The following is a 12,146-nucleotide window of genomic DNA, read 5'->3' as shown; positions in this document are numbered from 1 at the left end:
GTAGAACAAGCATAGTGCAGGGTGCGGTATCCGAAAGGCGGGAGAAGCAACGTGAGCCAGAGCGATCACACAAGGACCGATTGATCATTTTTTGTTGAGGTCACTGGCATCGCATTATGGCGTTGCAGTTGCCGCGCTCGACACATACCCGCAGCCAGCTGACATTTGTTGCTTGGCGATCGAGACGCTGCAGCTCGAATCCTATCCTTGCATCCGACAGTGCGCGTGCGGCAATGACCAACCGGGCTCTTGTGCACCGAGCCGCATAGCGTCTCGGCCATCCCGGCTGCGATCCCTCTCGCAAAGGGAGGAGAATAGTATAGAGAAGATAATAATGAGTGGCTCGCCGGAGGCACTCGCCCGCGGGCCCCGCCGTCATTGCATGCCGCGTCGCTATCGCTGTCCCGCGCTCGGGTGCCTTGTTAACCGGTCTCGCGACTGCAGTCGCCTCGGTGCCCGCGGGGCATTGCATGCCCGCGTCGCTATCACTGCCCTGTCGGCGGCTGCCCTTTTTTGATTTCGTCACTCGTCGCTTGATTTCAGGTCTTCCGGGTGCCTAGCGTTCTCATCATCGCGGCTCAGGGGCGCTGCCCCTCGCGCGCGCCAGGGTAAAGCGCCGGCTGGCCGGCGCCGACCCGAGCGGTCTCCCCGCGCTAGTTCAACTCTGCCGACGTTGGACAACATGGCACGCGCTTGTGCAGACCCGCTTCTTGCGAAGCGGCCCTCATCGGGCGGGAGATACCCCTCCGCCCGGGTCGCCCTGGCACTTGCTACCCCCGGTCTCGCCGACGGGCAGGGGTGCAGGCGCGGAGTGCGCCCTGCACCCATGAGCCAAAAGGAAGAATGATCATGTCGGCCAAGTCAGTTGGAATACCAAGCGGAACCGAGGTTCGCATTCCCCTCAGCAAGCTCAAGAAGTCGCCAAAGAATGCGCGCAAGACGCCGCACAGCGACGCGGCGATCGAGGCGTTGGCGGCGAGTATCGCCGTCAAAGGCATCCTGCAGAATCTGGTGGTTGAACCGGAGGTCGATGACGAAGGGGCGGCCACCGGGTTCTTCTGCGTGACCATCGGCGAGGGCAGGCGGCTCGCCCAGCTGCTGCGGGTGAAGCGCAAGGAGATCAAGAAAAGCGAGCCGATCCGGTGCATTGTCGACACCGCGAACGATCCTCACGAGATCAGCCTGGACGAGAACGTCACCCGGGAGAAGATGCATCCGGCCGACGAGTTCGAGGCGTTCCGGAAGCTCGCGGACGAGCGCGGCTTCGGTGCGGAAGAGATCGCGGCCCGCTTCGGCGTGACGGCGCAGGTGGTGCGGCAGCGTCTCCGGTTGAGTGCGGTTTCGCCCAAATTGGTGCAGCTTTATCGCGACGGCGAGCTGGTCCTTGAGCAACTGATGGCCTTTGCCATCACCGACGATCGAGCCCGGCAGGAAGCGGTCTATGAGCGCCTGCCGTTCGATCCGGATGCCAGCACCATCCGCCGTCTGCTCACCGAAACCCACGTTCCCGCCACCGATCGCCGGGCGCGCTTTGTCGGGCTCGAGGCCTATACGGAGGCGGGCGGCACGGTTTTGCGGGACCTCTTTACCGATGATCGCGGCGGCTATCTGGAGGACGTGGCGCTGCTCGATTTGCTGGTGACGGCGAAGCTTGGCCGCGAGGCGGATGCGCTGCGGGCAGCGGAGGGATGGAAGTGGACGGAGGCCCATCTCGACTTCCCGCATGCCCATGGCATGCGCCGCGTCTACCCGCATGCGGTGGTGCTGTCATTGGAAGACGAGGCGAGCCTTGCGGCGGCTCACGCGGAGTTCGACCGGCTGACCGAGCAGCATCAGACGGCCGAGGAACTGCCGGACGACGTGGATGCGCGGTTCGGCGAACTGGAGGCCGAGATCGACCGGCTGGAAGCATTGCGGACCGCCTATGATGCCGAGGACGTTGCACGCGGCGGTGCTTTTGTCGTCCTCAATCACGATGGCAGGGTGCGGATCGAGCGGGGCTTTATCCGCCCCGGCGACGAGAAACCCGGGGCTGAAACCGGCCCGGAAAGTGCCCCCGAGGCGCGGGATGAGGAGGATAGGGATGGCGAGGAAGCCTCGGCGGATGACGAGGACGACGAGGGTGCGAGCGACGAAGAGGACGAGGACCAGCCGCTGTCTGACGCTCTCGTTCGCGACCTTACCGCGCACCGAACATTGGGGCTGCGGCTCAATCTGAGTGAGCAGCCTGACGTCGCCATCGTCGCGGTGACCCATGCGCTCGCAGCGCAAATTTTCTATTTCGGGGCGAATGCGCATGTGGTCGGCATCCAGCCAGTGAAGTGCGATTTGGCTGCGCACGCGGCCGGGATCGAGGACACGCCAGCCGGCAAGATGTGGTCGGATCGGCACGCCAATTGGGCACGGCAGATGCCCAAGGACGTCGCCGGACTATGGGAATTCGTGGCCGAGCTCGACCACGACAGCCGCATGGCGCTGTTCGCCCATTGCGTCGCCCTGACGGTCAATGCGGTCAAATTGCCATTCGACCGCAGGCCGCGGGCGCTGGCGGTGGCCCGCCGCTTGGCCGAGGCCGAGGCCCTCGACATGACCGCCTACTGGCGTCCGACGGTGCGCAGTTATCTTGGCCGCGTCACCAAGGCCGACATTCTGGCAGCCGTCCGCGAAGGTGTCGGGACGGAGGCGGCGGAGTGCATGTCGGACATGAAGAAGGCCGATATGGCGCAGGCGGCCGAGCAGCTGTTGGCGGCGACCGGCTGGCTGCCAGCGTTGCTGCGGACGGCTGCACCGCATGGGCAGGGCGGTCTCCAAGGCGAGGCGCAAAGCAACGAACTCCGGGCGGAAGCTGCGGAGTGAAATCAGCGCCGGGGCCGCTTAGGCGGCCCCGGCGGGCTCAAAATTGCGGCCGCGCACCTGACGGTGCGCGGCCGATACAGTGAATGCGAAGCGGCGACTCCCCACACAAGCGCCCGCTCCGATCGGCGGTACGATCCCTCTGATCGACGCCGATTGTCGCAGCCAGGTGCCTGCTTTGCGCCTTCTCGATCTTGACCAGCGAGGTGTAGATCGGGGCCAGGAAGTGCGGATCTTGGTCTTGACCGCGCGCATCCAGCGCGCATTGGGGCAGACAATTCCGGCGGTGCGACCGGTATCCTGTGCGAACATGTAGCCCGGTTTCCTCGCGTTGATCCGGCTGCGTCCTCGTTGCAATTGATGCACGGTCGTCGGCTATTCTTTCGGCCGTTTGAGCCTCGTTCCGGCGCTGAGCCAACGGCGCTCGCCATGATAGTCTCCGTCGGTTCCGTCGCGGGCTCGCATCCAACGCAGTCACGATTGGGCTGATCAAGCCCGGGGGACGGCAAGGGCCTCGATCGCCTTCCCGCAACAGCTCACGCCTGCTTTTTTCCCCTGCCGCGAAGCGGGCGGCATTCCTCGCGGGAAGACAAAAAAGCAGGCTTCGCCGTCCTCCGCTGGCGCTCTGGGCCTTACGGCTGCGGGCCGATCGCTCCCCGGGCCAAGGATCGCCACCGAGGCTGCGATGGACGCGGCCCGGGCAAAACAGACGGAGATTATCATGGCGACCATCGGCACTTTCACCGCTTCCGAGAACGGCTACACCGGCTCGATCAAGACGCTGACGCTCAACATCAAGGCCAAGCTCGTCGCATCCGAAAAGGACAACGACAAGGCTCCCGACTACCGCATCTTCGCGGGCGCCACCGAGTTCGGCGCCGCCTGGAAGAAGACCGTCCGCGACAGCGAGCGTGAATATCTCTCGGTCAAGCTCGACGATCCGAGCTTCCCGGCCCCGATCTACGCCTCGCTGGTCAAGGTCGAAGGTGAGGACGGCTTCAGCCTGATCTGGTCGCGGCGCAGCGGCGATTGAGCCCATCAGCCCCGCCTCTTCGGAGGCGGGGCTTTTTTGCGTTTCTTGCGCCTTCCAGAGGAGGCAGGAGGGCATTTTGTGCTCAGACAAGGGGCTTCGCGGCCGATGAGAACGCGATCGATCGGGTGGAATTTGGGACGCGTTTTGCCGGGAATTTCACAGAAAATCGCGTCGGTTCGAGCTTCGAATTTCGATACCGGGCGTGATATTGCGCCAGGTTCGCAGACTGGAATGACGTCTCCGCGCGTGCTGTCAGCGCTCGAATTGCCGTCCGATTGTTGAGCGGAAGTGCGCTGTTTAATGTCGCTCCGACGAACTCGCTACGACAGGGAGAGCAAGCGAGAACAGGTGAGGTGAAGAGGTGAAGCGCGCAAGACGACCGATTAAGAGGGCAAGATAAAAGCACTGTCGCCGAGGGGCGGCTAAGTCATTGTCTGCACATCCAAGGTTTGTCGCCATTGTCATACTGCGTATCGCCACAACGTGCTCAAGTGGTGCAGTCCCTTCGTGAAATTCGTCTGCATGCTCCGTTCGGATCTGTCGTGCGGAGAATTTTAGAGTCTCGTCGATAGCGGTGGATGCGAGTTCGCGAAATGAACATTCATGCGACTGCGTCGGTCCGCGCGACGTTCATTTCCAAGTTGCGCCCAACTGTTCTTAGGGGCGCTCGGATCAGCCGCTACTGTATGGCACCCAATCGAAGCTTCTCGGAGTTAGGGTGCGAGCGCTCTTTGAAGGACGAGCGAATTACGACGATGAGACGCTGGCTTGGATCGAGGGCTTGACCGCGCGTTAGATCCAGCCTGCAATACGTTGCTGAACGGCCCGAAGGTTTCACCTCCTATAGGTTTTGAGTATCCATGTCAGACTGGCTCTCATCTGCGCTCGATTACATCCCCACATGGATTGACTATCAGCGGGAATTATTCGATCAGCCCGGTGTGTCGCTGGCGATCGCTCACAAGGGGCAGGTGCTGCTGGAACACGCGAGCGGCATGGCCGATCTTGCAACCCGCGAACCACTCACGTCTCGCCATCGATTTCGCGTCGCCTCACATTCGAAGACCTTCACGGCGGCTGGGATCATGTTGCTACGCGAGCGCAACAAAATTCGGCTTGACGACCGGCTGGGTGAGTATCTGGCCAATCTGACACCCGAGGTTTCTGACGTCACTATTTCGCAGCTGCTTTCGCATGCGGCCGGCCTGACCCGCGACGGGCCTGACGGCGGTCAGTTCTCGGACCGCCGTCCCTTCCTCAGTGAGGCGGAGTTTCGCGCCGATCTCTCCGCGCCACAGCCCCTCGCGCCGGGCGTCACGTTCAAATACTCCAATCACGGCTTCGCGTTGCTGGGCAAAGTCATTGAGAAGGTGACGGGTGAACCCTATGGCCGCTGGATCTATGATCACGTCGTCGTTCCAGCCGGCCTCACAGAGACGACGCCTGACTTCGATCAAACCGTCTGTCGTCCATTCGCCCATGGCCACTCGACCCGCCAACCCTATGGCCGGCGCTTCGTCATCCCCGGGGACAACGTGACGAACGACATGGCCTCGGCGACGGGCTTTACGGCAACCGCCGGCGACCTCGCGCGGTTTTTTGGCCAACTTTCTCCCGGCGCCCAATCGAGCATTTTGCCGGCGGCAAGCCGCCGTGAGATGACGCGGCGGCATTGGCGCGATGCCCACTCACAATTGGAGCGCTACTACGGTCTGGGCACGATTTCCGGCCCGCCAGGGCCGTGGAGCTGGGTCGGGCATGCCGGTGGTTTCCAGGGAACGCTGACGCGTACGGTGGTTTTGCCGGAACAGGATATCGCGGTCAGCATCCTTACCAACGCCATAGACGGTCTCGCGAATGTCTGGTTCGAGGGTGTGATCCACATCCTAAAGACGATTCACGATCTCGGCGGCCCGGGACCCGAAGCCGCTCAGTGGCGCGGCCGCTGGTGGACCCTGTGGGGGCCATTGGATCTAGTGCCCGGCAAAGACAAGGCGCTGGTCGCGCTGCCAAGCCAACTGTTTCCTTTTCTGGATGCGACCGAACTAACCCCGTCAGGCATCGACGAGGCGGTCGTTACGTCGGCGCAGGCATTCGGCGATCTCGGTGAGGCCTGCCGCTTTATCCGCGGCTCTACGGGCATCATCGAAGAGATTAGGATCGGTAGCAAGCACCTGGTGTCCGAAGACACGATCAAGTCCGAAGTGCAGCGCCGGTACCAGCCGGGTTCAGGCGCAGTTTAGACCGCGTTCTGTCGTTGCTCGATAGGTTGAGGTCTCTAGAAGGCCGGGCCGGGTCAAAAACTTGATGCCCGATCTATGGCGGTTCTTACCAAGGCGATCGCGCGTTCTGGGCGGCTGAATCGAAGTGCGAGGTCTTTCGGGGGCCTATTCCGTTCGCAGTGTTTCCGATCAGATCAGTGATAGCATCACAGCCGCGAGGAGGACTGGAATGGGCGAGGGGTGCTTTGGACGAGAATCGACTGGTTTAGTCGCAGCTGGCCAGTTAAATCGACCAAACGTTGAAAACGCTGACTTTTTGGCTTGACTTGGCGGAAGGGGGTGTCCGGTCAACCATGTTGAGAAAACTCGCCTTTTCGAAACGGCGGTCTCAGAAACTACGGTCTCACCCACGGTGAATGATGCACTTGGCGGTCCTACCTCATACGGCGCTGCCCGGGGTAATGCGACAAATTCGGTCGCTGTATTCTCAGCCCTCATCACGTACCCGGACCGACTTCGCTGCGGTGTCCCCGATTGGCTAGTGCCCGTCGCACCAGCCGTACTGAGGCCGGTATCGTGCATGCGTCGTCTTGACCTAGATCAACGGTCAAATCCAGGAGTATGCCGCGGTGATCGCGGGGGAGCCGGCGATCGTTGGCTGTCTTCATAAGAGCAGCTCTGGTGAAACCGTCGTCGCGCGGTTCTTGTTCACCATCTGGCTGACAAATGCAAAGCTGCCTATGACAGAGTTTCTTTCCTCCCGTTGGCTCGGCGATTTCCTGTTCGGTTTCGGGGCCTTGTTTGCGATCAATCCTTACGGCCTAGCCTTCATCTTCCACGATAGAACGGTCGGGCTGACCGATCGCGAGCGCAGCCGGATCGCTGTTCGCATTGCGTTGTATGCGTTCGCGGTCATTCTCATGTTTCTCTTTGCGGGAGGTCATGTTCTTCGTTTCTTTGGCATCACCATGCCAGCGCTACGGATCGGAGGCGGCCTTGTTGTTGCAGCGAGTGGCTGGTCGATGCTGCACGCGCCGCCGGTCGCGCATGACGTGCATCAGACGTCGACCGCAGGCTATTCGGCGATCCGTCGAATGGCATTTTTCCCGATGACGATCCCCTTGACGACGGGGCCGGGAACGATCGCCACTGCGATCGCAATCGGCACCAATCGCCCTGACGATATCGAGGGGCTCTTTTATTCTTCCGTCGTGCTCCTGTTCGTCACGGCATGTGTGACCGCAACGATTTATCATGCCTATCGAAGGTCGAGCGCGATGGCTCGGCTCTTCGGGGAGGAGGGAACGAGCGTGGTCACGAAGCTTTCGGCTTTTCTGCTACTGTGTATTGGAGTTCAAATCTTGATCACCGGGGTGGTGGAGGTCGCGAGGTCGGCTACCGCCATCTCCGTGTAGACCCGCTTCGATCAACAAATTGCGTCGCTTCATCCAAGGTTTGCCTGTAAACGGTGTGCACACTGGCCGACCTGCTTGGACCAGAATGGTCGTTCACGGATGCGCGAGGGCTATTCCGGTTAAGGGGAATATCGCTCACGGGCGCTGGCACAACTTGCACTTTTAACGAGAATCTTCCTGGCTTAACATATGCCAATTGCCGCACTGCCGGGGGAAGCCATGAGCTATAGGGCTGTCATCGCAAATGCTCGGCGTCGCACCGTAACAAGGATTTCCGAGACTGCAGGATGGGTCGTCGACACTCTCATCGTAGTTTTGGGGATCGCTCCAATGGTTATCGTCGGTGTCTCATTGCTGATGTGAACGTTTGCCTATGGGGAATCGAACAGGTAGATCGGCACTCAAATCTGCCGATCCACAAATCGCTACGTTGCCAGAACCGCTGTCCTGAGCCCTGAGCCTTTCGAGGACTTCCTCAGCGAGGGCCCCCGGAAAGCGCTGGTCAACGGCTGTTCCGTGGTGGCTTCGTTAAATGGACTTGCCACACGCCATTTTCACGAAGCCACTCAGTTATGTTGACGGTCGCGCAATCCCAAGGCTCGATGGTGGGCGGAACGTCATTGCTTTCCGCCTTCGCCTCTTCTGGATGTGGCTTAGGGAAGCCGCTTTCGGCTCGTTCTCGAGCGTGTGACTTTGCCATGACATTGTCCTCCCGAGCAATGAAGCAGCCTTCCGATCGTTGACCCTTGGCTGGGAAGCGCCGAATTCGTGCATTCTGATCATCGCAGGGGTAGCGCCAGGCAAACAATCTGCGGGTCGCTTCCGCGGCGAGCCTGAAAGCCGAACTTGGCGAAAACCTTTCGCATCGCCGTGTTCTCCGGCAGGACCTCGGCAACGAGCTCCCTGAGCTCAGCCTGGCGTGCGAGGATCGCAAGGTGGTGCATCAGCAAGGTGCCGACGCCCTGTGCCTGATAGTCGTCTATGGTCACGAAGGCGACCTCCGCCGTTCCGGGGTTCGTGACGACGTAGCGACCACCGCCGATGATCACCTCGTGTCCGTCCTCGTCGGCAAGCGCGATCAAAGCGACGTGATTGGTGAAATCGATGTTCATGAAAAAATCGACCTCCTTCTTCGAGAAGCTTCGCTTGGGGCCGAAGAAGCGACGTTGAAGCGACTGGCTACTCGTGCGGCCGATGGCGGCCAACATGTCATCCTGGTCGTCCGCTCGCAACATGCGGATCTCGACGCTCCGGCCATCGCGCAGGCGTTCGCTCGCTGCATAATTCTCAGGCACGGGCATCAGCCTGTCCTCCCGGCGCAAGAAAGGCGCACGGGCGCGCTCGTGGCTTGACCTAAATCAATGATCGCGGCGCGCCAGACGCTTTCATCGATGCGTCGGCTGAAGGACCTAAACGATGTCGCTGGACAGTCCGCAACTCCCGGGCGGCCTCATGTCAGGGGTCGTCGCCAAGGCCGTGGAATATATGGTGGATGCCGGGCAGCGCAGCGTGCTGCTTCTGGATATTTTCCGCCAGCGCGGCGACCAGTATCGCGAGCACGTTGCCCAGACGGCGCCCCACGTCCTGAGCTATGCGGCCGAACTCATCCTGGACGGTCGCACGCTCGAGCAACCCGTCAACTACGCGCTGGTGCGCATCATCCCGCCCAAGGATGTGGAAATCGACCTCAAGCGCCGACCATTTGTTGTCGTCGACCCTCGGGCGGGTCATGGACCGGGGATCGGGGGCTTCAAGGCCGACAGTGAGATTGGCGTCGCGATGAAAGCGGGGCACCCCTGCTATTTCATCGGCTTCCTGCCCGAGCCGATGCCGGGTCAGACCATCGAGCGCATTGCCCGCGCCGAAGCCATTTTCATCGAAAAGGTCATCGAGCGGCATCCCAAGGCTGATGGCAAACCGTGCGTGATCGGCAACTGCCAGGCCGGATGGGCGATCATGATCCTGGCGTCGTTACGGCCGGAACTGTTCGGTCCAGTGATCGTGGCGGGCGCGCCGCTGGCCTATTGGGCCGGTGTGCATGGCAAATATCCCATGCGTTACTCCGGCGGACTGCTCGGCGGCAGCTGGCTGACTGCGCTTTCCAGCGACCTCGGCGCCGGCAAGTTCGACGGTGCCTGGCTGGTACAGAACTTCGAAAACCAGAATCCGTCGAACACGCTATGGACCAAACAGTACAACGTCTATTCCAAGGTCGACACCGAGGCCGATCGCTATCTCGAATTCGAGCGCTGGTGGGGCGGGCACGTCAACCTCAATGCTGAGGAGATCCAGTTCATCGTCGATGAACTATTCATCGGCAACAATCTGGCTGCCGGCCGCGTCAAGCTGTCCGACGGAACCGCGGTCGATCTGCGCAACATCCGTTCGCCGATCGTCGTGTTCTGCTCGAAAGGCGACAACATCACGCCGCCGCAACAGGCGCTGCACTGGATCCTGGACCTCTATGCTGATGTCGACGAGATCAGGGCGCACGGGCAGACCATTGTCTATACCGTTCACGAGACGGTCGGCCATCTCGGCATCTTCGTGTCCGGCGGCGTGGCCAAGAAGGAGCACGCCGAGTTCTCGAGCAACATCGACTTGATCGATGTGTTGCCACCCGGCCTTTACGAGGCGACCTTCGAGGCGAGGGGATCCGACACGTTCAACGATGAGCTGGCGGTCGGGCAGTGGGTGATGCGTTGCGAGGCCCGCACGCTCGACGACATCCGTGCGATGGGCGGAAATTCGGCGGAGGACGAGCGGCGATTCGAGACTGCCAAGCGCGTATCGGAAATAAATCTCGCCGCCTATCAGAAATATCTGCAGCCCTGGGTCAAATCGATGGTGACGCCGCAAATGGCGGAGATGATGCGCAACTGGCATCCGCTTCGCCTGCAATACGAGGCGTTCAGCAGCGGCAATCCATGGATGAAGATGGTGGAGACCGCGGCGGAGAAGGCGCGCGACGAGCGCAAGCCGGCCGCCAAGGACAATCCCTTCCTGGCGTTCCAGGAGCAGGTGTCGAAGCAGATCGTCAGTTCGCTCGATCGCTGGCGCGACTCGCAGGAGGCGCTGAGCGAGGCGATGTTCCTTGCCATCTATGGCTCGCCGGCGCTGCAAGCCGCAGTCGGGGTCGATCCGGAGGCGGCGCCCTCCCAACGCCGCGACATGGATCCAAAGCACCGCGAGTTCCTGCAAGCCCGGATAGCGGAGCTGACATCCAGGATCGGCTCCGGTGGCATGCGTGAGGCCGGCATTCGGGCCTTGCTCTATGTCGGATCCGCTCGGGGCATGGTGGATGAACGCAGTCTCGAGGCGCTGCGTCGGCTTCGCCAGGCCGACGAGGCCGCGCGCGTGACGCTCGCGGAGTTCAAGATGCTGGTCCGCGAGCAATTCTTCATGCTGCTGCTCGATCGGGAGGGCGCACTCGCGGCGATTCCAAAGCTCTTGCCGGACAACATGGACGAGCGCCGCAGGGCGTTTACCGCCATTCAGGACGTGCTGTCGGCAAGCGCGGAGATATCCGGCGAGGTGGCCAGGCGATTGAAGCAGGTCGCCGGGCTGTTCGGGCTCGAGGCTCACAACAACACCGTCCCTTTCGATCCGAAAGCCCGGGCATCATAGCAATTCAGAGGGGAGCGATGGGTGTCATGGCAGCCGGACCGAACGAAGCCCAGCCGGGATCGAAATACGATCGCCTCATCGTCGCCGCGAAGGGCGTTCCCTCGGTCTCCACGATCGTCGTACATCCCTGTGACGAAAGCTCACTGCGAGGTGCGATTGAATCTGCCGAGGCAGGAATCATCAAGGCGCTTCTGGTCGGTCCGGCCGCGCGGATCCGAGATACCGCTGCGAAGCACAATGTTGATATTGCGGGATATGAGATCGTCGATACGCCGCCAACTGAAGCTGCTGCTGCGGCCAAGGGCGTCGAGTTGATTCATGAAGGTCGAGGCGAAGTCCTGATGAAGGGCAGCCTCCACACCGATGAACTGATGCGCAGCGTGACGGCAAAGGTCGGCGGGCTGCGCACCGACCGGCGCATCAGCCACGTGTTCGTGATGGACGTGCCGGCCTACACCGAAACGGTGTTCGTCACCGATGCCGCCATCAACATCTTCCCGGACCTCGATGCCAAGCGCGATATCATCCAGAACGCCGTCGATCTCTACAATGAGGCCGGCTTCGGCACGACACCGCGCGTGGCGATCCTGTCGGCGGTTGAGACGGTGACTTCGAAGATCCCTTCGACGATCGAAGCGGCCGCGCTCTGCAAGATGGCGGACCGCAAGCAGATCACCGGCGCGTTGCTCGATGGTCCGCTCGCCTTTGACAATGCGATCGATCTGGAAGCGGCGCGGATCAAGGGGATCAGGTCGGAGGTCGCCGGGCGGGCGCAGATCCTGGTCGTGCCCGACCTCGAGTCCGGCAACATGCTGGCGAAGAATCTGGCCTATTTTGCCAAGGCCGATGGCGCCGGCATCGTGCTCGGCGCGCGGGTGCCCGTGGTGCTGACATCGCGCGCCGATTCGGCGCGTTCACGGATGGCGTCAGCCGCAGTTGCGTGCCTTTACGCGGATGCCCGCCGTCGCCGCGCTCCCATCGCTGCCGCGTGACTGC

7 protein-coding genes are annotated in these 12,146 nt (G+C 61.7%); 6 read left to right on the top strand and 1 reads right to left on the bottom strand.

Annotated features, from left to right (window positions below):
* Window positions 1-849: 849 nt before the first annotated feature.
* The 4 genes from CI41S_RS18835 to CI41S_RS18820 all read left to right on the top strand — a co-directional run bounded on the left by CI41S_RS18835 (window position 850) and on the right by CI41S_RS18820 (window position 7,523).
* Window positions 850-2,856 (top strand): ParB/RepB/Spo0J family partition protein, encoded by a 2,007-nt coding sequence (locus CI41S_RS18835; protein ID WP_139861017.1) that lies wholly within the window; start codon window positions 850-852, stop codon window positions 2,854-2,856.
* A 718-nt stretch (window positions 2,857-3,574) separates the two neighbouring features.
* On the top strand, window positions 3,575-3,886 hold the full coding sequence (locus tag CI41S_RS18830; protein ID WP_139861016.1) for a DUF736 domain-containing protein: 312 nt from the start codon (window positions 3,575-3,577) through the stop codon (window positions 3,884-3,886).
* Window positions 3,887-4,746: 860 nt separating this feature from the next.
* Complete coding sequence (locus CI41S_RS18825; protein WP_139861015.1) at window positions 4,747-6,129, top strand: serine hydrolase domain-containing protein; 1,383 nt, start codon at window positions 4,747-4,749, stop codon at window positions 6,127-6,129.
* Between the two features lie 608 nt (window positions 6,130-6,737).
* Entirely contained in the window at window positions 6,738-7,523 is a 786-nt protein-coding gene (locus tag CI41S_RS18820) for a MarC family protein (protein WP_244626592.1), read from the top strand.
* A 779-nt stretch (window positions 7,524-8,302) separates the two neighbouring features.
* Here CI41S_RS18820 and CI41S_RS18815 read toward each other — a convergent pair.
* Window positions 8,303-8,824 (bottom strand): GNAT family N-acetyltransferase, encoded by a 522-nt coding sequence (locus tag CI41S_RS18815; protein ID WP_139861014.1) that lies wholly within the window; start codon window positions 8,822-8,824, stop codon window positions 8,303-8,305.
* Window positions 8,825-8,939: 115 nt separating this feature from the next.
* Here CI41S_RS18815 and CI41S_RS18810 point away from each other — a divergent pair, with 115 nt between their 5' ends.
* Both CI41S_RS18810 and CI41S_RS18805 read left to right on the top strand, forming a co-directional pair.
* Entirely contained in the window at window positions 8,940-11,150 is a 2,211-nt protein-coding gene (locus tag CI41S_RS18810) for a DUF3141 domain-containing protein (RefSeq protein WP_139861013.1), read from the top strand.
* A gap of 26 nt (window positions 11,151-11,176) precedes the next feature.
* Window positions 11,177-12,142, top strand: coding sequence for a phosphate acetyltransferase (locus CI41S_RS18805; protein ID WP_139861012.1), 966 nt, complete (start codon window positions 11,177-11,179; stop codon window positions 12,140-12,142).
* Window positions 12,143-12,146: the final 4 nt, after the last annotated feature.

It is taken from the genome of Bradyrhizobium ivorense, assembly GCF_900696085.1.
GTDB classification, from domain to species: domain Bacteria; phylum Pseudomonadota; class Alphaproteobacteria; order Rhizobiales; family Xanthobacteraceae; genus Bradyrhizobium; species Bradyrhizobium ivorense.
This window is presented reverse-complemented; position numbering and strand designations above follow the sequence as displayed.

Excerpts from the sequence above, each read along its gene's own strand:
- CI41S_RS18810 (WP_139861013.1), top strand. The coding sequence starts at position 8,940 with ATGTCGCTGGACAGTCCGCAACTCCCGGGCGGCCTCATGTCAGGGGTC.
- CI41S_RS18835 (WP_139861017.1), top strand. The coding sequence starts at position 850 with ATGTCGGCCAAGTCAGTTGGAATACCAAGCGGAACCGAGGTTCGCATT.
- CI41S_RS18830 (WP_139861016.1), top strand. The coding sequence starts at position 3,575 with ATGGCGACCATCGGCACTTTCACCGCTTCCGAGAACGGCTACACCGGC.
- CI41S_RS18815 (WP_139861014.1), bottom strand. The coding sequence starts at position 8,824 with ATGCCCGTGCCTGAGAATTATGCAGCGAGCGAACGCCTGCGCGATGGC.
- CI41S_RS18805 (WP_139861012.1), top strand. The coding sequence starts at position 11,177 with ATGGCAGCCGGACCGAACGAAGCCCAGCCGGGATCGAAATACGATCGC.
- CI41S_RS18825 (WP_139861015.1), top strand. The coding sequence starts at position 4,747 with ATGTCAGACTGGCTCTCATCTGCGCTCGATTACATCCCCACATGGATT.